Genomic DNA, 23,247 nt, shown 5'->3' on the forward strand with positions numbered 1-23,247 from the left:
AGTTAGTGTAAAAAACGCTCTTTAAAGGCTGTATTCAGTGATGTAAAAAATAATTTCAGTTTCTTTCTTGCCTGTTTCGGATAGAAAGGGTATAAAATAAATATCTCCTTTAATATATTTCCATACCAATAAATCCGCTCTCTTAGTATTTGAAGAGAGAAAGAATTTCCTTTTTTCCAAATAGTAAACTTACGCTTCTTCCTTTTCTTCTGACCAAAATTACCCAATTTTCGGATACTAAACCATAATAGCCTTTTGAAAAATAATCTATCGTAAAAATTCAATGACCAGAAAGCAGGAAGATTAGCCGAATCGATACCGATGTATTCAAAACCGACAGCCGTAAACACCCGCACAAATCGCGCCATCCCTTCTTTCCTTAGCTCTTCCATGATACTTGCATAATCCAATTCCGGATATTGCTTAACGAAAAGTACCCAGTCACACAAATGACGTAAACCAATTCCCCCGTTAAAAAGATGTTTAGCCGCATGTTTCAGTAGCATAATAGCATTCTCCCTTGCTTCCGGAACACGATACAAAACACCCTCCTTCTTCACAAGTTCACACTTTCTATTCTGCAAAGAAGAAGGATTCAAATTATGCGGATAATGCAATTCGACCAATATATCCCGAATATAAATCATATCATGTTGATGACTGCGATTATGATCAAATTTAATCTCTCCCCATTGTTTCAAACACTCTAAAGCCTTATCATACGAATCCGGTATATAAAGATCCAAATCACCAGTCATTCTCAACAAAGGCTGCGGATAAAGAAGCGCAATGCCAATCCCCTTCATCACAATCGGGTAAACTTCGGCCTGTTCCAAACTGGTATTTACTTCGGTCCAGACACTCCGGATTTTCTGGTTATATCCCTGAATAGCCTGTGCCTCCGCCATCCAGGAGAAAAAAAGTTGCCGGGGAGGACGAAAAGCCTTCGGCAAACGTTCTACCGCCGCATAACAGATGCCTGTTACTGCCTGGTCGTGCACCGCTTCCCATATCACCATCCACTCTGAGGCATCCAACCCCTCAAAAAAGGAAACATCCGGCTCTTTATCCCATATCCCGGACTTTATCAACTCCAGAAAGGCTGCTTCCGCCTTATTTTCCATAGAACGCTTCATCATCAAACTCCTCAAATTTTAAATGAGTAAATTCTTTCCCTGCAAAATCAGCCCGCACGCTCTCCGGAACACGCCCGTATTCATTTTTAAAAATACGATAAAAGGTACTTCTCGAAAGAATCCCGCACTGGTTCGCAATATAATCGATCTTATAGTTGGGATTCTTCACTAATAAATAACAGGCATATTTCAGTCGCAGATGGGTCAAATACCGATAGAAGGTCTTTTCACGGCTAAAAGAACGAATTGCCATCGATAGATATTTATCATTGCTTCCGCATGCGGAAGCAACCGCCCGCAAAGAAATAGCGGGCGATCTGAAACGCAGTTCCTGTATCATGTATTTTTTAAACACATGATAGATCAACTGCAATGTTTCAATCTTTACTTCCGTAGCCATAAGTATATCCTTTTCCGTAATAACCATATCCATACCCATAGTTATAACGGATATCTACGCCATTCAATAAAATAGCCATATTTTTCAGCTTATTGCTTTTATACAGCTTTTCTACCTCCGGTAATAATCGTTTGTCCATATATCCGGCACGCAATACATAAAGTGTCAGGTCGGCTACACGGTTAACGATAATTGCATCCGCAATCATATTAGAAGGCACATTATCCAGTATCACGTAGTCGTAGCGCTCTTTCAACCATTCCAACAAATCATCCAGCCGCTTACTGCGCAGTAACTCCGACGGATTCGGCGGAATAGGCCCATTATACAAAACGTCCAGGTTCGGATAATACTTTCCTTTTTCCAGAAGATTATCCAGGTTCGTTTCCTTTCCCGACAGATAATTGGTAACCCCAGCCTCATGTTTATGACCAATGCGTTCACTCAGAGAACCTTTTCGGATATCCAAATCGACCAACACGACTTTCTTGCCTCCGGTAGCCATACTTACTGCCATATTGATTGACAGAAATGTCTTGCCGGCACCCGGATTAAACGAAGAAAAGACAATCACCTGCAGACGGTTTGTATTCACCTCCATAAAATCCATATTTGCTCTCACAATACGGAAAGCTTCAGATATGGCATCACGTCCATTTTCCGACACATAAATCTCATGTTCTTTCCGTCTATGCTTTTTCGGAAGCAAAGGGATCTCTCCCAATATCGGAGCGGTCAGCTTTTCTTCCAGTTCCCTGCGACTGTTTATCTTCGTATTCAGACTAAAAATCAACCAAAGGATTAGTCCCGGTAAGGCAAAGCCCCCCACCAAAGCAGCAAGCAAAATCATAGATGTTTTCGGAGCTACCGGCATATCGCTACACATAGCCGGATCGATCACACGTGCATTACTTGAAGTAATCGACTGCGACAAGGCATTTTCTTCACGTTTATTCAACAGATACAAATACAAAGCTTCCTTGATTTTTTGCTGACGCTCAACCGATAATACATACTTCTGCTGAGAAGGGACAGCCGAAATACGTCGGTTGGCCTGCCTTTCTTGCTGCTCGATACGCTGTAACTGTGCATTCAGACCGGCAATCAGGTTGTCGACCGTGCGCACAATGGTCTGCCGCATAGCCGACAATGAACCATTCAACTCCTGGATAATCGGATTCTTCTCGCTACTGTTTTCCTGCAATTTGTTTCGCTTCAGCAACATTTCGTTGTATTTGCCGATACTCTGCTCGATATTCACATCCGGAATACCGGTATTGGAAGGAATCAAATCCCGTTCATGCTGCGGGTCATGCAAATACTCTTTGATGGAACGTGCCAGCGATAACTGATTCTCCAATCCCAGCCCCTCTTGTTGGTAAAGGTTGGAGTTTTGCAGATAGATACCTGTTTCCGACACAATATCCGTCAACAGGTTTTCTTTCTTAAACGTTTCGATTTCCGATTCCACGCCTCCCAGCTCCTGCTCAATGATAATCAGACGCTCATTGATAAAATTGGATGTATTGATCGCTACCTGATTTTTGTCGTTAATCGCATCTTCATTATACACAACGATCAATGTATTGATAATATCTTCCGCTCTCGCTTTAGATACATCTTCAATAGCCAGATTGATAATAGAAGCTTTCTTGTCGGCCAAATAAGCACGCAGACCGGCGTTGCAGGCTTTCGCTACCTGAAGCAAATTATACTTCGTGACAGTGACCGGCACCGAATAATACATCTTGGAATAATATAAAGTAGGCGTAACGACCACCTTTCCCACAGGCGTTTCTACCGTATCCTTCAGAGCCACCTTCTGCTTCCATTCCTCATCGTCACCTTTCCATCCGGCAAGCATAACCGTTTTATCGTCCAAAGGTGTCACCACCATTTGTAAACTGCTGGTTTCTTCGGCATCCGGAAAGCGAAGGACAACAGGAGATTCCTTGTACAATTCAATCTCCCGAAGACCGGCTTCCACCCTGTAAGAAATGTTCAGATTCAAGCGACGGACCACCTCTATCATCAGGTTACGGGATTGAAACACCAACACTTCATTATCCACACTGCTTTTGGTATTCAATACATTCAAATCCTCAAAGGCCGCAGCCTCACTGGCCAGACTTGTTCCCTTCGAATCATTCTTGATTAAAACGGAAGCGACACAGGTATATATCTTGGCAGTGCTTTTCACATAATAGACTGCCCCCCCGAGGAAAACCATAACCGACAGGACAAACCAATACCAGTAACGCTTGAACATGTACCACAAGTCTATCAGGTTCAAAGCATTTGTCCCATCTTCTATTAGTTCTTCATTCTTCATTATCGCAATAAATTAAATTATACTCGTTCTCATTTTGTCAATGTCACAACCAAAGAAGCTATGGAAACCAGAATAGAAGCGGCAGACAACCATACTCCTACCGATTTGTTCTGGTTGATTCCACTCTGTTCGGCTTTCACCTTGTTCGGCTCTACATACACGATATCGTTCTGTTGCAAATAATAACAGGGAGAGTTGAAGATATCGGACGAACGAAGGTCGTGAAACAGAATAGTCCGCTTTCCATCCTTCTCACGGATAACGGCTACCCGGTCACGACGACCATAGATAGTCAGATCGCCAGCCATACTCAATGCTTCCAGCAATGTGACCCGGTCGCTGGAAATATCAAACGATCCCGGACGGCTTACCTCACCCATGACTGAAATTTTATAGTTCAGAAACTGTACGGTTACAATCGGATCCTTAATTAAGTCTTCGCTTATCAGACGCTCCTTAATCATCTCAGTCAATTGCAGGCGGGTTAACCCTGCAACATGCAGTTTACCTAGAATCGGGAAATCTATATTCCCGTTGACATCCACCAGATAACCCAGTACACGCTGTGCACCGGGACTTTCACTTCCAAGCTGATACGACACCAGCGGCATATTAAACGGCAGCGCCAACTCCGGATTCTTACTATTCACCATAATCGACAATAAATCGTCGTTATGGATAAACACTTCGTATTTCTGCTCGATTTCCTGTTGCTTTAAAGGAACAACATCCTGCAGATAGACAATCTTCTTTGAAGACCTGCAGCCCGTGAAAAGTACTGCCACACACACCAGTGCTGCAGCCAACAGACCCAACGAATGGTAATTCTTCGTTCTCATAACAAATAAATAAAAGTTTAATATTAATTCCTGATATATTCCGTAAGTCAAAGTAAACCAACGCCGGCAGCCGATGACTACCTCTGTCCTCATTCTCTGCCTGCTCCTTCTGAGTCTCCTCTCTCCTTATGAGGGAAACGGAAGTGATGCTGATCTGTATGAGCTACAGCCTCTTCCTCGACTGTATCGGGATTGTCTTCGGCGAAAACGTTGTTGTTCAGAGCGGCCAGCAGATATACGCCGGGCTTGAATTTTACACTTATACGCGGAGCGATCATGCAGGGAAGCTCTGCCCGTATATTACGTCCCGGACGGGCGGATTGATACCAAGGTTCCAGTGAACCAAAGCCATGGATACTGAAACCGCGACCGGCTTTCAACTCTTTTGTCGCCACATCTGCTAACGTATTGACGACCAACCTGCTCGTTGCCAATGACAACGAGCAGTGTTTTGCTAAATAAGATACCAGTTGTTTTTTTGTCATTATTGTTCTATTGCAAAATTAACCGTTTGGTTATCTTCCATGTGATCAGATACGGAACCCATGTCTTTCACACGTACCACCAGACGCGACGGCTGTATGGAATAGCGGTTGATCAGGATGTTTCTGACACGTTCTGCACGTTTGCGAGCGACTCTGTCGCTTGCCTGATGGCTGTTACCGATAACTGCAATCTTGTAATTTGTATGCTCTTCCATGAAATGAGCCACCTCGAAGATATTAACCTGCTGCAATTCTTCATTGTAGGTATCTTTTTCAGGGAAGAAGACAACAGCCGGAATCAGCAGTTCGCTACCTGTAGCGACGTGAGTAACAGTACGGTGAACCGTTTTTGAATGTTCGGTGTACTCGCGACGTATCTTGCTTACGCTGTTGTTTAACGCAGCATACTGTTCCGTCGGAACAAGGCGTACGACCTGGAAGCCCTGCTTTCCGAAGCGCCATTTTAAACCGACCAATCCGGAAAAGAAGGTATCGAACTGGTTGCCTTTCCCGATCTCGCCGTCGAAGGTAGCGCTGGTAATGGAAGAACTGATCTCCGCATTGACGGCCAGGCGGTCTGTGATATTATATCCTGCGATAGCACCCAGACGCAAGGCAATCTTGTTCTCCTTACCCATACCGTGCCAACGCATATTATAAAGGTAACCCAAACCGGAATAAGCCTCGAAGTCCCAACGACGGTCGAAACGCTTCTGTTCATGGAACAAATTATATAAGTCGACCATCAAATCCAGATTCACTTCCAGATATTTCATCTTCTGCTTGTAGCCATCCTTCGTATCGACTCCCTGCGATTCCAGGTATTCGCGTACCGGATCATTACCGTCGCTCCAGTTGGCATACTGCTTGTAGATACCCGGAATACCCGTATTCCAACCCGTCAGACGCATACCACCAAAGCTCAAACGAAGACTCAGATTCGGATTCAAATCCTTTCCGATACCGAGCAAGAATCCCGGAGACAGACGCTTGCCGACAGACAGATGGTTATCATCTTCGGCACACATCACACGACCGGCAAACGACCCCTGTATATAGAAATTGCTCCAGAAAGAAGATACATATCTGGTCTTATAGTCCACTTCAAGCGTATCCATCATAATAGTAGACTCCACGCGAGACTCCACGCGCTTTTCTTGTGCATATCCCCCTGCCGACACAGCTGCCAGGAGAAGTATCAATATTGTCTTTTTCATCCTTTTACTTGTTTTCTGTTTCGTCTTCGATTATTTCCATCACTACGGCACGGTTCCAGCGGTAGTCTTCTTCGTAAGCCCGTTCGATATCTCCTTTCGCAGAAGTCTGCAAGCGGTCAGGGTCGATATTGAACTCTTTCACCAGACAATCCTTCACGGCTTTTACACGGCGTTCGCTCAACTTCATGTTGTAGGCCGGATAGGCAGTTTCCCTATCGGCATAACCGCATAGCTTCAGTTTAGCCTTCGGATGTTCTCTCAAATAATCGACAACCAGGTGGATGTTGGTCATCTGATCTTCTTCGATCGTAGACTGGTCGATCAGGAAACGAACAGGAAATTCGGTCACCAATGATTCCGGTTCGGCAGCCGGTACTTCCACCACAACAGGGGCCGGCGTGTAATAAACGCTTTCCAGCACAACCGGGTTCACCTTTGTATAACGGTTGAATTTCTGTCCTCCGAACTTATAAGTGATACCAATGCTCAGACCACCGTAGCCTTCTACGGTACGGTTCGTTTTGGAGGAAAGGCCGCCAATCTGTCCGTCAAAGGATTCATCGACGATAGTTCCCTGCAACTCGGCTATCAATGAAAGTTTATCGCTCAACTTCACATCCAACTGTGCACCGGCATTCAATGAGAATGAGTTATCCGGCGTGATTCCCTGCTTCTCGAATGTATGCGAGAAACCGGGTCCCAGGAAAAGATAGAAATTGACCGGTTTCTCGTCTCTTGTGAACCAACGCACCACATTGCTCATCAGGTTCACCTGGAAGTCCATGTAAGCGAACTGGCGGTGGAACCAGGTTACTCCATCTTTCTCAGAGAAATAAGGCTTAGCCTCTTCGGGTATCACCGTATGATCGGGCACCTTATCGAACATGTTGTAGAAAGCAAACGGATAAGAATGTCCGCACAGCTTTCCGGCCCCCACCTGAAAACGGAATGCCCACAATGGAGAAAGCCATTTACCTACTGATATCTGCCCCATGGGCTGCATGCGCTTAATAAAGCCTTCATACTCCCGATTCGCCTCTGCAGCCAGACCATTCATACCAATCGCTCCACTGATAAACCAGTTGGAAGAGCGGCCTCTACCGGCCACAACAATGTCTGTCGAATCGCCCAACTCACTGATAATGTTGTCTAGTTGGGCCACCCGAATGGTGTCAGTTTTAACCTCCTGTGCCCTCGTTGCGTATGGTAGTGCTAGCAAGAGGGTTACAATACAAACTGCTTGTTTAATCATATTACTAATTTTATGTTAGATAGATTTATTTTTTAGTTTCATGACTTTGGTTTTAATATTTTCTCCAAACCATCTTATTAACGACTCCGGTATAGCTTTGTATCAATTTAACGACCTTGACTGATACATTCTCATCCACATAATTGGGAACAGGGATTCCCAAAGCGCCATCCTCATTCATTTCGACCGCTACATCCACAGCCTGTAAGACTTGTTCTGTAGTGATACCAGCCAGGATAAAGTTACCTTTGTCCAATGCCTCCGGACGCTCCGTACTGGTACGGATACATACGGCCGGAATCGGATTACCGACAGACAGGAAGAAACTGCTTTCTTCAGGCAGTGTCCCCGAATCAGATACTACGGCAAAAGCATTCATCTGAAGATGATTGTAATCATGGAATCCTAAAGGTTCATGCTGAATGACACGCGGATCGAACTGAAAACCACGCTGTTCGATGAATTTCTTAGAGCGGGGATGACAAGAATACAGGATCGGCATATCGTATTTCTCTGCCATGGCATTTACCGCATTCATCAGGTTGAAGAAGTTGGTTTCCGTATCGATATTTTCTTCTCTGTGAGCAGAAAGCAAAATATATTTACCTTTCTCCAGATTCAGACGTTCCAGAATATTGCTGGCCTTAATCTGTTCCAGATTATTATGCAGTACTTCTGCCATGGGTGAACCGACTACATAGGTACGTTCTCTCGGTGTACCGGCAGCATTTAGATACCGACGTGCATGTTCGGAGTAACACATATTGACATCGGCTGTCACATCCACAATGCGACGGTTTGTTTCCTCCGGAAGACATTCATCGAAACAACGGTTACCGGCCTCCATGTGGAAGATAGGAATATGCAAACGCTTCGCCCCGATAACCGACAGGCAAGAATTTGTATCTCCCAGCACCAAAACGGCATCGGGCTTCACCTCCACCATCAATTTATACGATTTGGCAATGATATTTCCTATTGTTTCCCCCAGGTCCACACCCACTGCATCCAGATAATAGTTAGGAGCACGAAGTCCCAAGTCATCAAAAAAGACCTGATTCAATGTATAATCATAATTTTGTCCGGTATGGACCAGGATTTGATCGAAGTATTGATCGCATCGCTTAATAACGGCAGCCAGACGGATAATTTCCGGACGGGTACCGATTATAGTCATTAATTTTAGTTTGCTCATAGTGTTATCTTTTATACTTTCTCAAAATAAGTATCCGGACGATTCGGATCGAATGGTTCGTTAGCCCACATAAAGGTCACCAACTCCTCCGTATCGGATAAATTGATGATGTTATGAGTGTAACCGGGAATCATTTCGACCACTTCTATCTTTTCACCACTTACTTCGAAGTTGATGATTTCATCTGTTCCAATCTTACGAAGCTGAATCAGACCATGGCCGCTTACGACCACAAACTTTTCATTTTTGGTATGATGCCAATGTTGCCCCTTAGTTACCCCTGGTTTAGAAATGTTCACAGAGAACTGACCACGATCCGGCGTACGGATAATCTCAGTAAAACTACCGCGGTCATCTGTTTTCATCTGTACCGGATAACTGAATTTCTCTTTCGGCAAATAAGACAAATAAGTTGAATAGAGTTTCTTCGTAAAAGAATCGCCTAGATTAGGTACACTCAAGTTCGCAGGCATCTCTTTAAAAGAATAGAGCAAATCGACAATGCCTCCTAGCGTAATCGTATGAACGACCGGTACTGCACAATAATCTCCTTCATGATGTTCATTACCAGATAAAGCAGTAATCAATTCGTCTACCACATCATCCACATAGACCAGATTCATCACCACATTCGGATCATTTACCTGGATAGGCAAGTCATTAGCAATATTATTACAAAAAGTAGCCACAGCACTATTGTAATTCGGTCTGCACCATTTTCCGAACACATTCGGGAAACGATAAACCAATACTTTCGCTCCGGTTTCTTTCGCATACTCGAACAACAGGTTCTCTCCTGCCCTTTTCGATTCGCCATACGGATTATCCAATGCCGCCTGCGTAGATGATGAGATCATCACCGGGCAAGTATTGTTATACTTTTTCAATGTGTCCAGCAAAGTAGAAGCAAAGCCGAAGTTACCCTTCATAAATTCCGCCTGGTCTTTCGGACGGTTCACACCCGCCAGGTTAAAGACGAAATCAGCTTTCTTACAATAGACATCCAACTCAGCCGGATCGCTGTCTATATCATATTCGAAGACCTTTAGATCAGTTCCCGAAACAGAATAATTCCGGGCTTTCCCTGATTGGATATTATGGAGTTGGGAAACAAGGTTCCGACCGATGAACCCTTTGGCGCCAGTAACTAATATGTTCATTACATTAAAATTGATTTATTCGCTTCTGATTTCTCTTGGTTTTGCCCGTTCGATCAGTCCAAGATCTTCCTGAATGAAACGTAAGCGGAGTAATAGTTTTTTCATGCCTTCCACATCCAGACGTGTGGTATTATGGCTGTGATAGTCTTCAATCTTAGAAAGACATTCGCTTCCTTCGGTAAAGAACTTGTCATAGTTCAAATCGCGTGTATCACAAGGAATGCGGTAATATTCACCCATATCGATTGCCTTCGCCATCTCTTCACGGGTTACCAGCGTTTCATACAGTTTCTCTCCGTGACGCGTACCGATTACCTTCACTTCCGTATCCAGATACTTCGGATCGATCTGTCCGTATGTTTCTTTCAAGGCCTGTGCCAGGACAGACAAGGTTGCTGCCGGTGCTTTCTGAACAAATAGGTCACCATTATGACCATGTGTAAAGGCATAGACTACCAAATCGACGGCATCATCCAACGTCATCATAAAGCGGGTCATTTCAGGGTCGGTAATGGTAATCGGCCTGCCCTGCTCCATCTGTTCCACCCAAAGAGGAATTACAGAACCACGGCTTGCCATCACATTGCCATAGCGGGTACAACAGATAGTAGTCTGCGCCCCTTCGCCCAGTTCACGTCCCTTAGCAATCGCCACCTTTTCCATCAGAGCCTTGGAGATACCCATCGCATTGATCGGATAAGCGGCTTTATCCGTAGAAAGGACGACTACATTCTTTACGCCATGTTCAATAGCAGAAAGCAGCACATTCTCTGTTCCTTCCACATTTGTACGCGTAGCTTCCATCGGAAAGAATTCACAACTGGGGACTTGCTTTAATGCAGCTGCACTAAACACATAATCCACACCGCGCATAGCGACATCCACAGATGTTTTATTACGCACATTCCCTATGTAAAATTTTACTTTAGGATTTTGTAAAGCATGACGCATATCGTCCTGCTTCTTCTCATCTCGGCTAAAGATTCGGATTTCCTTGATATCCGAATTGATAAAACGCCGGAGGACGGCGTTACCGAAGGAACCGGTACCACCAGTGATTAGAAGGGTTTTGTCTTTAAATACTGACATATATATATTCTATTAAAACTCGAATGAATTCATTACAGATTACAAAATAGAGTTTTTGATTTCCTGGACGATATAAGCCACATCTTCATCCGTCACGCAAGGACCACTCGGCAGACATAGCCCCTGCTTAAACAAAGATTCGCTTACGCCGTTCGCATAACAAGGATTATTCCTGTATACAGGTTGTAAATGCATCGGTTTCCATAGCGGACGAGATTCAATACCGGCAGCATCCAATGCCATGCGCATAGCTTCCACATTCCGGTTCGGCTCCGAATTAGTATGTAAAGAAGAAGCCTCGTGTGTCACACCGGCAGCACCGCCCACAGCCCCCTGTACAGCAGCCTCGTATGCATGTTCTTCTCCTTTCACATATAAACCTGAATCGAGCAAGATTGTATTCAACCAATAGTTACTATCGAAACGAGAAGAAGGATTCTCATGCAATGTAATCCCTTCTACTCCGGCAAGCAGTTTCTTATAAAGCTGACAGGTATGTTTATGATGAGCAATATGTTCATCCAGCACTGTCATCTGACCGCGACCGATACCGGCACAAATATTCGACATGCGATAGTTGTAACCGATCTCTTCATGCTGGTAATAAGGATAAGATTCGCGTGCCTGGGTTGCATAGAACATGATCTTCTTTTTCGCTTCTTCATCCGGACAGATTAATGCGCCGCCACCAGAGGTCGTAATCATTTTATTACCATTAAAAGAAAGTACCCCATACTGTCCAAATGTTCCGCAAACCTGACCATCATAGCGACTACCCAATCCTTCAGCAGCATCCTCGATAACCGGAATATCATATTTATTTGCCACAGCCATAATCTCTTCAATTTTAGCCGGCATTCCATAGAGATAGACGGGGACAATTGCCTTCGGTTTCTTACCTGTAGTCGCTATTCGGTCGACAATCGCCTTTTCCAACAACTCCGGATCCATATTCCAAGTCTCGGCTTCCGAATCGACAAAGACCGGAGTTGCTCCCAAATAAGTAACAGGGTGTGAAGAGGCGCAGAAAGTAAAACTTTGTACAATCACTTCATCGCCCGGACCGACACCACAGGCTAAAAGAGCCAAATGTACAGCGGCCGTACCAGCAGAGAGTGCAACGACTTTTTTCAGTTGACAGTTGACAGTTGACAGTTGACAATTTTTTGTCTTCCCCTCATTGTCAATTGTCAATTGTCCATTGTCAATTAAGAAGTGCTCCAGTGCTTCTTCAAATCCATTCACATTCGGGCCAAGTGGAACAACCCAGTTGGTATCAAAGGCTTCTTTTATAAAGCCTTGCTCTTTGCCGCTCATGTGAGCGAGGCAAAGGTAAATTCGTTTGTTCATTGTTATGATAGATAATTAGAGTTTTACTTATAATTAAAACTTTTCGCATATTTGCCATAAGTTTCACTTATACTTAAAACTTTCAGCAAATGGATTTACCTCAAACACTCATCAATCGAAAAGGCTATTCAGAAAGAATCAAGCCTTTCATGAGAAAAAGCATAGCCAAAGTATTAACCGGTCAAAGACGTGTCGGTAAAAGTTTCCTGCTTTTCCAGCTCATGAAACAAGTTCTTGAAGAAGAGCCGAATGCCAATATCATATATATTAATTTTGAAGAATACCTTCTTTGGCATATATGTCAAACAGGAATAATCCCGAAAATTCAACTCACTGCCTTAATTCTTATATTTAAGCACCTTTGCTGGAACACCCGCAACAACGGCCTTGGGTTCTACATCATGAATAACAACAGCACCTGCCCCAATCAAGCAATCTTCTCCTAATTCATGAAGCCCTGTCATGATAGTTGAACTAATACCACAATAGGTATACTTATGAGCAACAATCGAAGCCCCAAAATTGCAACCTGTAGACAAGAAACAGCCTTCTTCCAATACCACATGATGTGCTAAATGTACTCCCATGCTTATCATTGTATAATCTTTGATAATAGTATACGGCATAACAGTTGAACCTAGTAGAATATAAACACCCTCTCCTATCACTACATCAGGTGATAGGAGTACACTGGAGTGAATAAAATTAGGAATTTTATACCCTAACTCTTTCGCTTTTTTAAGTAGTTTCACTCTCAACTTATTATTACCCAAAGGACAATAAACAGCTTCCACTCCAAACTTTTCACGCAACGAACTCAAGTAATCAACTTTACCTAATACAGGAACTCCCTTTATATAAGTATTTTGATAATCTGGATTATCATCTAAGAATCCAACAATCTCTACCCCTATTTCTTGAAGATATGCCAAATAAACTTCACCATAGGTACCTGCACCAATTATTACACTTTTCATTCTCTAATTAATTAGTTCCATCAAATGGATACATTGTAGCAACTGTCTCATTATTTATATCATTTCTACATATAACTTTCTTGATTGTCAAGAAAATTATTTTTACATCTAACCACAAAGAGAGATGATCAACATACCAAACATCTAACTTAAATTTCTCTGTCCAAGTAATACTATTTCGTCCATTTATTTGTGCCCATCCCGTAATACCTGGACGCACATCATGGCGACGCGCTTGCTCTTTACTATAAAGAGGTAAATAATAAGTTCTCAAAGGCCTTGGTCCAATCAAAGCCATATCCCCTTTCAAAACATTAACCAACTGAGGTAATTCGTCAATGGAAGTAGAGCGGACAAAGCGACCTACCTTAGTCAAACGCTCTGCATCCGGTAACAGATTTCCTGTAGCATCCCGTTCATCCGTCATCGTTTTGAATTTAATTACTTTGAAAATTTTCTCATCCTTCCCCGGCCGTTCCTGAAAGAAAAACGCCCCTGCCCCCTTGTTAGCAAAGTGCAGCCAAAGGGTAATGATCAACAATATCGGCCAAATCACTGCCAATACACAAAAGACGATAATAAAATCGATCAGTCGTTTAAAGAAATGTTTGTACATATTATTTTAAATATTTCATTTTTGTCCCAACACCTGAGAACTCACCTCCGAACACATCAAAATGCGAATACGCGAATCGGCTAACCGACGGCGTTCCTCTTCCACATCTTCTAGAGGAAAATATTCCGGGCAGAGATGTATGAAAGTTGCATAAATACGATCAAGCGTTTCAAGTGTCAGTGTGCCGTCCGGATGGTGGCGATCCAGTTTTGAAAGGGTACGGCGGTCGATGTACAAACAGGCAGACAACTGCCTGAAAGATAACAATCCCCACCTTTTTTGTATCTGCCAGACTTCATCGGAAGCAACTATAATCCATTTATTAGAACCTACGCCGAAAAGTTGCCGGGACATCTCGCTTCCAATGAGGGCATCTCCCCCATGAAGCGACCCGAAAACAAAATAAACCTTAATCTATGCTATTATATCTTACATTTGGTACATCCATCTATGTACCACGCTAAAAAATAAGAACTATATCTTTAGCACTAGTATGAAAGAGCATGTCTCTCATATTCAGTTTTCTCTGTTTTTATTAATTATTAAACAAACTGTTGTTTATATGACTCAAAATACGATTCCATTCCAGCCAAGCCGCTTCGCCTCCCTGCGGGCTACAACACCGGCTCCCGTTTCATGGAAAGCGATTGTCAATGAATAGACTGGCGCACTTCATAAAGTGCAAACTGAACTGTACCGACAGACAATCGCCCGCTTGCACCAAGCGGAACAGGACGGCGACAATCAGCTTCTCCCCAAGTTGAAGGCAGAAAAAGACCGAATCAAACAAGACCAGCCGGCCTTCGTCGCCTCGGTCGCGCTCACAGGCGGACGTACCTCCAAACACACCATCGGCTATTCCGGATTCATCATGGTCGACATCGATGGCATTCCTCCCGGGCAGTTCGCCGAGACACTTGCCCGTGTCAAGGACGATGCGCATACCTTCCTGGCCCACACCACGATCTCCGGCTCCGGTATCCGGGTGTTCGCACGGATGGATGGTAGCATTACAAAACAGAATTTCCCGCTGGCCTGGAAGCATGTCAACGAACATTATGCCCGGCTGACCGGTATCGAATATGACTGCAAATGCAAAAACGCGACCCGTATGTCCGTCATCTGTTATGATCCCGATACTTTCTATCAGCCCGACGCGCTCTGTTTCCCGCTGCCGGACGATAAAAGCGGCAAGCCGACAGGCAAAAAGGAAAAACGCGGCCGCAAGCCTTCCATTCAGCGGGCAGCACCGACCGTGCGCCGCCTTGTCGAACAGGAAGGCATTGCCTACGAGGCACATAGTCACAACAACTACATCTGCCGCTGTCTCTACTGGATGAACCGGTTCGGCATACCGGAACAGGAGGCTACGGCATGGGCACTCGATACGTTTGCCGACTATGATGCGACTGCCATCCGCTCCACAGCAAAAAGCTGCTACGCTCTGACGGCCGAACATGCTACACAAAAGCTCCGGCAGTTTGAACAGGCGGCTTCCGGCGAAGTCCGCACCCGAAGTTATGCCTCGGTCGAAGAGATGGAACATTTCATCGACGGCTACATGGAAATCCGCCGCAACCGGCTCACCCAACAGGCGGAAGTACGACTGCAAGGCAGTGAAGAGTGGCAACGCATGACCGACACCATCGAAAACTCCCTGTGGCGTGCCATGCAGAAGGAAGGGGTCAACGCAGACCTCTCCCGCTTGCGCACGCTGTTGACCAGCGACTTCGTACCCGAATACCATCCGCTTGCGGACTATCTCAATGCCCTCCCGCCCTGGGACGGCACGAGCGACCCGATCGGTCAATTGGCTGCGATGGTACATACAACGGACAACACGCCTGAAAAATTCGCCTCCTACTTCCGCCGCTGGCTCGTGGGCATGCTGGCGGGTGCACTGGACGAACGGACAGTCAACCATGTCATCTTCGTGTTGATCGGCCGCCAGGGAAGTTATAAAACTTCTTTCATGCAAAACTTGCTGCCACCCAGCCTCCGACGTTACTTCACGACGAAGACCAACAGCCAGCGGCTCGGTAAGGACGACCTGCTGACCCTCTCGGAGTTCCTCCTGGTTAATTTCGAAGAGATCGACACCATGCGCCCGGCGGAGCTGAACCAGCTCAAGGCGATGACCACCGCTCTCTACATCGACGAACGACTTCCCTATGGCCGCAACAAAGTACGCCTGCCGCACGTCGCCTCTTTCTGCGCCACCGGCAACAATCCGCTCTTCCTTACCGACGATACCGGCAATCGCCGTTGGCTCGTTTTTGAAGTGACGGACATCGACAACCCGTGGGAACACCCGATCGACCACGATGCCGTCTACGCACAAGCAAAATCCTTGCTCGACAACGGTTTCCGCTATTGGTTTCAAGGCGAAGAGATCGACGAACTCAACCGACGCAACCGGCGTTTCGAGACGCCCAACCCTGCCCGTGAGCTGATCCTCGCCTTTTACCGCAAACCCTACGGATTGGAAAGGGGACGTTACATCACCGCCAGCCAGATTGTGGCCCGCTTCGGTAATAGTATTCGCTTGACACCCGGACAAGTAGGACGTATCTTGAAAGATTTGGGATTTGCGCGTCTGCATACTCGCAACGGCAACTTCTGGCTGGTCGTCGAGCGAACCACAGACGAAATCGCTACCATCCTGCCGGAAGCGCAAGAAGAAGACCCTGACTAGGATTAACCTCTGTTCGTTGTGACGGGTGTGAAGAATATTACCCCCTTTTTGTAAACTATGCGAGAAAATAAATAAAATACGCCCTCCCTTTAAAGGCACCCCGTATTTTATTTGTATTCCCAAAAAGTTTACAAAACGGCACTCACAGTCTTCACACCTGTCACACCACCCAATCATAAATCTATCCATCATCAACTGTCAATTGTCAACTATCAACTGTCAACTATCATGAAGTCTTATCCCCTCAAAAAATCAACCCTCGCCTGCCTCTACTTTCCGAAGCTGGCCCCTCACCAGGCATGTAATCGCCTGCGTCGTTGGATTATCCGTTGTAAACAACTGCATGAGGAATTGCTCCAATGCGGCTATTCTCCTTGCCAACGTGTTTTTACGCCCCGACAGGTCCGGCTCATTGTCCGGTACCTGGGGGAACCGGGAGAGCGTTTTTAACCGAATGTACCTTCAGAGGATAAAGCAACATTCCCTATCGTAAGAATCTTACGTTGCCCATCGTTAAGTGCTTACAATGCCTATTGTTAGGGTCTTACGATAGGCAGTGTAAAAAATTATCGCTGGGCCTCACCGTCCGCATCATCCGGCATCACTCGCGTTTGCCCACTGTCGTACATTTGCATTGTAAACATTGTTCAACCATTAAAATTTAAAGCGTATGCCACAAGCATTTCTGATCCGCAAGTATCGCGTTCCGGGTGAAGAACCACGGAAAGAAGTTTTTAAACCTGCGCCCTTTTATTATGGGACACTCTCGACTGCCGATGCCGCCGAGCAGATTGCCGAAGAATCGTCCCTCACTAAAGGGGATGTATTGAATGTCCTGGATCGTTACCAGCGCTATGTCATCGTCAACCTCCAAAAGGGGTACAAGGTGGAACTGCTCGGATTCGGCACCGTCTACAACCGTTTCGTCACAGGAAAAGGCGTTGAAAAGGCCGAAGAGGCGAAAGCCACCCAAATCCGGAGCATCATTCCCGGTTTTACTCCTTCGTTCACGCGCATCAACGGCAGCCGCCGCTACTCGCTCCTGGGCGAAAAAACATCCCTGGTGAAAGTAAACATCAATGGTGCGCAAGTACCGGAAGAAGATGATGAAGACGACAGACCGGTAATCGAATAGAACCGGTCCCACCGTCATCTGATTGAATCCATACATTTACAAACCTATTAAATTTACAAACCTATGCAACAAACCATCGAAACCAATCCGGCACCGGAAAACCCCAAGCGCAAAATCTGGGGCATTGTGTTAAAGGTGATCGCCACCGTAGTAGCCACCCTTTTAGGAGCCTTGGGACTCCAGTCGTGCATGTAGCCATGGTTCCCATCTGCGAAACCGTCCTGCAGGGCGAGATCGAACTCATGCGCCATGCTACGGAAAGTGTCCGTTTTATCGTGGTCCACTGTTCCGCCACCCGTTGCAACCGGCCTTATACCGCCGAACAGCTGGAACACGACCACCGGAGCAAAGGTTTTCGCACGACCGGTTACCATTTTTACATCCGCACTGACGGAACTACCACCCACCCTCGCCTGCTTGGCGAGGTGGGTGCCCATGTAAAGGGTTTGAACCATTGCTCGATCGGTATTTGTTACGAGGGCGGACTTGATCCCGATGGGAATCCTGCCGATACCCGTACGCCCCGCCAGCGCGAACGGCTGGAAGAGTTGCTGACGATTCTCCGACGGCTCTATCCCGGAGCGCTTATTACCGGACATAACCGCCTCAATCCGCGACCACCCAAGGCGTGTCCTTGTTTTGATGCTGAGTGGGAGTATCGGGGGATTTGAGGGTTTCTTTTGGGCACGCAGACGATAGGGAAACTGATAAAATAGATTCTGTTGTTTGCGTGCTAAATTTTGCAAAATAGTTTCTGTCTTCTTGTAGCAAAACGTTCCATGGATTTTCTTGCAAATTATTTACTTACCATTAATCTAAAAAGCTCTTATAATATTCCACATAAGCTTTTAAAACCATTTTGTGATCGAAATGCTCTAAGATGTATTGTCTACATTGCAATTTTATTGAATTAAAGAGTTCCATGTCATTCAATAATTTAATCATACAACCATAAAGAGAAACTTTGTCTTGAGGTTCACATAACAGACCATTGATGCCTTGTGAAACAACATTCTTACAACCAACAATATTAGAGGCTATAACCGGAACACCAAGAGAATTTGCTTCAACCAAGACCTGGCCAAAACCTTCACGATATGAAGAAAGTACAAGTATCTTAGAGGCCTTTATAAAAGGCCTTACATCCGACTGTTTACCACACTCTATAATATAATTGGATTCTTTAATCAATTGCTCTGTACTAGCAGATAATGCATCTAGCTTTTCTTCACGACCACCAACCAACAATAATTTAATAGGCAAACTTTCTTCATGCAGCCGAACAACTACATCCACCAACTCTTCCACACCTTTATCACGAACCATGCGGCCAATAAAGAGACAAGCCAGATCATCTTCCTTTATACCATATTGAAACTTTACAGCAGACTCATCAACTATTTCAGAATTGAATCGCTCTGTATCTACACCATTGGCACTACCATACATTATGACCTTTGACTTCTCCAAAGAGCAAATACTATCTTCGGCAAGTTGTTCTCTAACTCCCTGGCTTACGCAAATCACCTTGTTTGCACAGAAGCACGAAATCCTCTCCATTACCATCAATAACTTGCGTTTATTGCCTTCGCAGCCTTGGTATCGCAAACCATGGCACATATAAATACGCACTGGACGAAATGTCAACCATGCTGCAATCATCGCCAATAACGAAGCTTTAGGCGTATTTGCATGAACTACAAAAGGACGTTCAATAATAAGTAACCATATCCATTTAAATAATGACAATAAATCATTATAGATTGATATATCCCGCTTCATGGTCAAAGTTTTATATCTAATACCTTCTTGCTCTGCAAATGGTATCAATTCCTTGTCAAGTGAAGATACAACACATACATCATATATTTCTCTCAGAGCCTTACATTGCCCTCTAAAAAAGCCCAGTGTCGTAGGGACAGTTGTTGTTATAAAGAATTTTCTCTTAATCATAGTTTTTAGCATATAATGCAACAATAAATAATCTTCTACCGAGTAATTATTTCTTCAAAAACCCTTTTTAATTGTCCCTGTATCACTCCTCTATTATGATATATCTTACCACAAGTGTAGGCTTTTTCTGCATACTTTTGTATAAGTGAAGGTGTTTCACATATTTCATTGAGAAGAGGTAATATTTCATTATAACTAGATAAACAAAATGCTGCATCTTTTTCTTTCAGATATTGATATCCTGTATGTTTTTCCCAACAAATAGCAAGTATTGCACAAGATGAAGCCATTAAGTCTATAATTTTAGTTGAAAAAGAAACACGCGTTAACAACCTATTTTTCTTATCCATTGATTCTACATGTAAAGCGATATCTGCTTTATGGTATATCTCTATAAGTTCAGCGGGAGTCACCTTACCTCTTACATAAATAAAACAATCTTCAGAAAGAGCTTTTTTTTGCTCTTTTGTCAATAGTTCTGTTGTATAAACATCAAGCACAATCCGGATCTCATTTTTATTAATTTCTTTAAGTGCTTTTCCTATCTCTGCAAGAGATTTCCACCGATTACAATAGAGTCTTCCTGCATATACCATCCGAATAGGTTTTCCTACTTTCTTCGGACTAAAGGAATCTTTAAATATCCAACACTTATAAAGTGTTTCCGTTTCAATACCATACTCATTTTTATACTCTTCCGCCTGATCACTCGAAAACATCAGATAATGCGAATAAATTGAAACATGTTTTTTAAACAAGCAATGAACAAAAGACTTTCTCATCCAATATAGAGGAGAATAACTAATTCCATTCAAAGAAGCTTCATCATCCGCAGTGAATGCAACAAAAGGTGCATTTGTCATTTCAGATACTAATTTTTCCAATCTCATCAACTTGGGAGTTATATATCTTGGACAAAATACCACATCAGGATTAAAGTCTTTCACAAAAGTATTCAAGTCCTCCTTATTATATCTGCCTGTACACCAAATAAAATCACGAAGTATCATTACTAGCGTATGAAAAAAGATTGATACTTTCTTCATAAACCCATAAATTCCCTTACGCTGAGCATTTTGTTTTAAATAGTGAATTTGTTCTACATCTGTTTTTTTCTTAATGCTACCACCAGCTTTTTTTCCACCCAATAGAGATTTCCCCATCTGACCATCCGTAATTTGAAAATAGCGATTACAGATTGAATTAACAGGTTCTCCTGGACTACAATAAATCTGAGCAAATTCGGCATCAAAACCTGTAAACCAATTGGTCAATACACCATTGCCATACACATAATCATTCCATTCTTCGTCTGTTATCAGTAGTATCTTCATCTTCAATTTTTATTTATAGATTATGGGCTCTTCCTAAAAACATAAATAAGAATCTAAAAAAATATGGATAAATACGGAACATAGAGAGTATAAAACGATGTAATAATGGGACTTTTGAACAATTTATAGCTGCATTAACATGAAGCTGAAAGTATTTTAATAAAACAGGAAGTTCTGTTTTTTTCACATTACCATACGCATAATTCAGCATTAACGGTAAACAAAAACGCCATTTAGAAAGGTCCGTCAATAATTTTTCTCTTTCATTTTCAAAAAAAGCAATACGTTCTTCATAAGCGCTAATGAAATCTAATTTGAGAACCTTTTTTTGGTTAGCCATGATACTCTCTGAATTTTTATAATAATAATAATAAGGTGTATTCACATATAAAATACGACTACTCCTATAATATAATTTCCAAGTCGTAGCATCATCTTCATTAACCTTACCTATAGGCATTCTAATTCCTTTCCACAATTCACTACGATATAATTTCCCCCACACAATAATCTTCTGAACACTACTGCAAAATATAGAGTGATTATCAAAACGACGAACAGAAGTTTCTTTTTTAATAGAAGGAAAAACATCTTCTCTCCCCCTTAAAAAAGAAAATTGTACAATATCTGCATTTTCTTTCTCTGCTAATAGTAAAGTATCTTGAAGTGTATCAGAATGAATAAAATCATCACTATCCAAAAAAGTTACATAATCACCAGACAAGTACTCTAGCCCTACATTGCGTGCAGATGACAATCCTCCGTTCTCTTTGTGAATCACTCTAATACGTCCATCAGCTTTAGCATAGTTATCACAAATAATAGGACACTTATCAGGTGAACCATCATCAACAAGAATTAATTCCCAATTTGAATAAGTTTGAGCTAATACACTATTTATACAACGATATATATATTTTTCTACTTTATAGACTGGAACTATAATTGTAATTTTGGACTGCATATATTAAGTTTTATATGATTTTTCCCATTTTTATTTTATCAATAAAAAAATGGGAAAAAGAACCGCGATGAAAGATATAACTGTAAAAAGAAACAAAAGGGTATTAACATTAATACTGATAGATACCATACTGGCATATTACAAACTCTATAATTATAATCATTCATTATATTTTGAGTAGTTAATGCTAGTATAAATGGTACAAACATCATATACCTCTGCACCATAAATATTCTATAATTAAACACAGCACACACACATATCAAAATAGAAACACTTAAAAAATAAAGGAAATCAGTTCTTTTATAAAGGATTGTGTTAATATACAATGCAAGAAGAGGGCCAAGCATCATTAACACAATGACAAATTTGAAGTATCCTTCGCTACCAACTGAATCCAAATAACTATCAGAATAGCTTTGTTGAAGTAATCCTAATCTTATTAAAAAACGTCCCAATAATTGTATCAACGATGTTGAACCCATTAAAGCCGCTATACATATAATTGTAATCCATACATTTCTATTCATCCGAGAAACTTGACTCAAGTTACTCTTGAATCGCCACGAAAACAATACGGCCAAAAACAATACTAAAAATATAATTTTAATACCATCGTGGGCTAACGGAGCAGACAATAATAATATTCCTCCAATAAAATATATCTTTTTTAATCCAAAAGCTAGAGCCATTATAACCAATATAACCGCAAAGAAAAACCGAGAAACCGCAAAGAAAAGTGGACTCATAGATGTAAAAAGTATTATAAATACAAATGTCTTATTTATTGTTATATTTGTATTTTTTCTCAATTTATTATTCCAAACATTGACAACAATTATCAATATTAAATAATAAACAAATGTCAATATAGCGATATAGGTTTTTGCATTAAGTCCAATTGATTGATGCAATATTGCATATACTGATTGATAAAGAAATGGTCTTCCTATAAGAGATTGACTTTCTATATATTCTGAGATATTGGTATCTTCTATATAAGACAAATCATATAATTGAGCTTCCAAATCAACATATGCAGCATTAGGATTCACATTCAATACTACAAAAAAAGCTAGAAGAGGAAAAATATAAATTAAATTACAAACCTTCATATG

24 protein-coding genes are annotated in these 23,247 nt (G+C 42.8%); 6 read left to right on the plus strand and 18 right to left on the minus strand.

Annotated features, from left to right (window positions below; genetic code table 11):
- Positions 1-2 precede the first annotated feature (2 nt).
- The 11 genes from DXD68_RS01995 to DXD68_RS02045 all read right to left on the minus strand — a co-directional run bounded on the left by DXD68_RS01995 (position 3) and on the right by DXD68_RS02045 (position 12,455).
- Positions 3-1,139: a nucleotidyltransferase family protein gene (locus DXD68_RS01995; RefSeq protein ID WP_122360065.1), complete on the minus strand. Its 1,137-nt coding sequence runs from the start codon at positions 1,137-1,139 to the stop codon at positions 3-5.
- Positions 1,114-1,536 carry a helix-turn-helix domain-containing protein gene (locus DXD68_RS02000; protein ID WP_158585844.1) on the minus strand — a complete coding sequence of 141 codons (423 nt, stop codon included), beginning with the start codon at positions 1,534-1,536 and terminating at the stop codon, positions 1,114-1,116. Before DXD68_RS02000 ends, DXD68_RS01995 begins: the two co-directional genes overlap by 26 nt.
- Positions 1,514-3,868, minus strand: a complete 2,355-nt coding sequence (locus DXD68_RS02005) for a GumC family protein (protein ID WP_122360067.1) — start codon at positions 3,866-3,868, stop codon at positions 1,514-1,516. Before DXD68_RS02005 ends, DXD68_RS02000 begins: the two co-directional genes overlap by 23 nt.
- 29 nt (positions 3,869-3,897) lie before the next feature.
- Entirely contained in the window at positions 3,898-4,707 is an 810-nt protein-coding gene (locus DXD68_RS02010; RefSeq protein WP_122360500.1) for a polysaccharide biosynthesis/export family protein, read from the minus strand.
- An 89-nt stretch (positions 4,708-4,796) separates the two neighbouring features.
- Positions 4,797-5,192: an HU family DNA-binding protein gene (locus DXD68_RS02015; RefSeq protein WP_122360068.1), complete on the minus strand. Its 396-nt coding sequence runs from the start codon at positions 5,190-5,192 to the stop codon at positions 4,797-4,799.
- Positions 5,192-6,409 carry an OmpA family protein gene (locus tag DXD68_RS02020; RefSeq protein ID WP_122360069.1) on the minus strand — a complete coding sequence of 406 codons (1,218 nt, stop codon included), beginning with the start codon at positions 6,407-6,409 and terminating at the stop codon, positions 5,192-5,194. Before DXD68_RS02020 ends, DXD68_RS02015 begins: the two co-directional genes overlap by 1 nt.
- Positions 6,410-6,413: 4 nt before the next feature.
- On the minus strand, positions 6,414-7,661 hold the full coding sequence (locus DXD68_RS02025) for an OmpA family protein (RefSeq protein WP_122360070.1): 1,248 nt from the start codon (positions 7,659-7,661) through the stop codon (positions 6,414-6,416).
- Positions 7,662-7,713: 52 nt separating this feature from the next.
- The gene (gene wecB / locus DXD68_RS02030; RefSeq protein ID WP_122360071.1) at positions 7,714-8,856 is read right to left on the minus strand and encodes a non-hydrolyzing UDP-N-acetylglucosamine 2-epimerase; all 1,143 of its coding nucleotides are present in this window, start codon (positions 8,854-8,856) and stop codon (positions 7,714-7,716) included.
- A gap of 11 nt (positions 8,857-8,867) precedes the next feature.
- Positions 8,868-10,016 (minus strand): capsular polysaccharide biosynthesis protein CapF, encoded by a 1,149-nt coding sequence (locus DXD68_RS02035; protein ID WP_122360072.1) that lies wholly within the window; start codon positions 10,014-10,016, stop codon positions 8,868-8,870.
- A 15-nt stretch (positions 10,017-10,031) separates the two neighbouring features.
- Positions 10,032-11,105, minus strand: coding sequence for a polysaccharide biosynthesis protein (locus DXD68_RS02040; RefSeq protein ID WP_122360073.1), 1,074 nt, complete (start codon positions 11,103-11,105; stop codon positions 10,032-10,034).
- A gap of 39 nt (positions 11,106-11,144) precedes the next feature.
- Complete coding sequence (locus DXD68_RS02045; protein WP_122360074.1) at positions 11,145-12,455, minus strand: DegT/DnrJ/EryC1/StrS family aminotransferase; 1,311 nt, start codon at positions 12,453-12,455, stop codon at positions 11,145-11,147.
- A gap of 149 nt (positions 12,456-12,604) precedes the next feature.
- Here DXD68_RS02045 and DXD68_RS24385 point away from each other — a divergent pair, with 149 nt between their 5' ends.
- A complete protein-coding gene (locus DXD68_RS24385) occupies positions 12,605-12,901 on the plus strand; it encodes an AAA family ATPase (RefSeq protein ID WP_255419266.1) in 297 nt (98 codons plus the stop codon).
- Here DXD68_RS24385 and DXD68_RS02055 read toward each other — a convergent pair.
- Genes DXD68_RS02055 through DXD68_RS02065 form a run of 3 tightly spaced genes read right to left on the minus strand, consistent with a single transcriptional unit; the run spans position 12,794 to position 14,402 of the window.
- Positions 12,794-13,432 (minus strand): acetyltransferase, encoded by a 639-nt coding sequence (locus DXD68_RS02055; protein WP_122360076.1) that lies wholly within the window; start codon positions 13,430-13,432, stop codon positions 12,794-12,796. The two genes, DXD68_RS24385 and DXD68_RS02055, sit on opposite strands and share 108 nt — an antisense overlap.
- A 7-nt stretch (positions 13,433-13,439) precedes the next feature.
- Positions 13,440-14,048, minus strand: a complete 609-nt coding sequence (locus DXD68_RS02060; RefSeq protein WP_122360077.1) for a sugar transferase — start codon at positions 14,046-14,048, stop codon at positions 13,440-13,442.
- A 15-nt stretch (positions 14,049-14,063) separates the two neighbouring features.
- Positions 14,064-14,402: a hypothetical protein gene (locus tag DXD68_RS02065; RefSeq protein WP_233576964.1), complete on the minus strand. Its 339-nt coding sequence runs from the start codon at positions 14,400-14,402 to the stop codon at positions 14,064-14,066.
- Positions 14,403-14,727: 325 nt separating this feature from the next.
- Between DXD68_RS02065 and DXD68_RS02070 the strand changes: the two genes are divergently transcribed.
- The 5 genes from DXD68_RS02070 (at position 14,728) to DXD68_RS02085 (ending at position 18,549) form a co-directional block, all read left to right on the plus strand.
- Positions 14,728-16,743 (plus strand): VapE domain-containing protein, encoded by a 2,016-nt coding sequence (locus tag DXD68_RS02070; RefSeq protein ID WP_233576966.1) that lies wholly within the window; start codon positions 14,728-14,730, stop codon positions 16,741-16,743.
- A gap of 228 nt (positions 16,744-16,971) precedes the next feature.
- A complete protein-coding gene (locus DXD68_RS02075) occupies positions 16,972-17,193 on the plus strand; it encodes a DUF4248 domain-containing protein (protein ID WP_122360078.1) in 222 nt (73 codons plus the stop codon).
- 220 nt (positions 17,194-17,413) lie between these two features.
- Positions 17,414-17,878, plus strand: a complete 465-nt coding sequence (locus DXD68_RS02080) for an HU family DNA-binding protein (protein ID WP_122360079.1) — start codon at positions 17,414-17,416, stop codon at positions 17,876-17,878.
- Between the two features lie 63 nt (positions 17,879-17,941).
- Complete coding sequence (locus tag DXD68_RS24050; protein WP_158585845.1) at positions 17,942-18,073, plus strand: smalltalk protein; 132 nt, start codon at positions 17,942-17,944, stop codon at positions 18,071-18,073.
- A gap of 2 nt (positions 18,074-18,075) precedes the next feature.
- Positions 18,076-18,549, plus strand: a complete 474-nt coding sequence (locus DXD68_RS02085) for an N-acetylmuramoyl-L-alanine amidase (protein WP_122360080.1) — start codon at positions 18,076-18,078, stop codon at positions 18,547-18,549.
- Positions 18,550-18,688: 139 nt separating this feature from the next.
- On the opposite strand, the gene DXD68_RS02090 is transcribed toward DXD68_RS02085, so the two are convergent.
- From DXD68_RS02090 to DXD68_RS02105, 4 genes are read right to left on the minus strand one after another with little or no spacing between them, the layout of a single operon-like run.
- Positions 18,689-19,831, minus strand: coding sequence for a glycosyltransferase family 4 protein (locus tag DXD68_RS02090; RefSeq protein WP_233576968.1), 1,143 nt, complete (start codon positions 19,829-19,831; stop codon positions 18,689-18,691).
- Positions 19,832-19,866: 35 nt separating this feature from the next.
- Entirely contained in the window at positions 19,867-21,165 is a 1,299-nt protein-coding gene (locus DXD68_RS02095) for a glycosyltransferase (protein WP_122360082.1), read from the minus strand.
- 13 nt (positions 21,166-21,178) lie between these two features.
- Positions 21,179-22,129: a glycosyltransferase family 2 protein gene (locus DXD68_RS02100; RefSeq protein ID WP_122360083.1), complete on the minus strand. Its 951-nt coding sequence runs from the start codon at positions 22,127-22,129 to the stop codon at positions 21,179-21,181.
- Positions 22,130-22,167: 38 nt separating this feature from the next.
- Positions 22,168-23,244 (minus strand): hypothetical protein, encoded by a 1,077-nt coding sequence (locus DXD68_RS02105; RefSeq protein ID WP_122360084.1) that lies wholly within the window; start codon positions 23,242-23,244, stop codon positions 22,168-22,170.
- Positions 23,245-23,247: the final 3 nt, after the last annotated feature.

Source organism: Parabacteroides sp. TM07-1AC (genome assembly GCF_003480915.1).
Lineage (GTDB): Bacteria > Bacteroidota > Bacteroidia > Bacteroidales > Tannerellaceae > Parabacteroides > Parabacteroides chongii.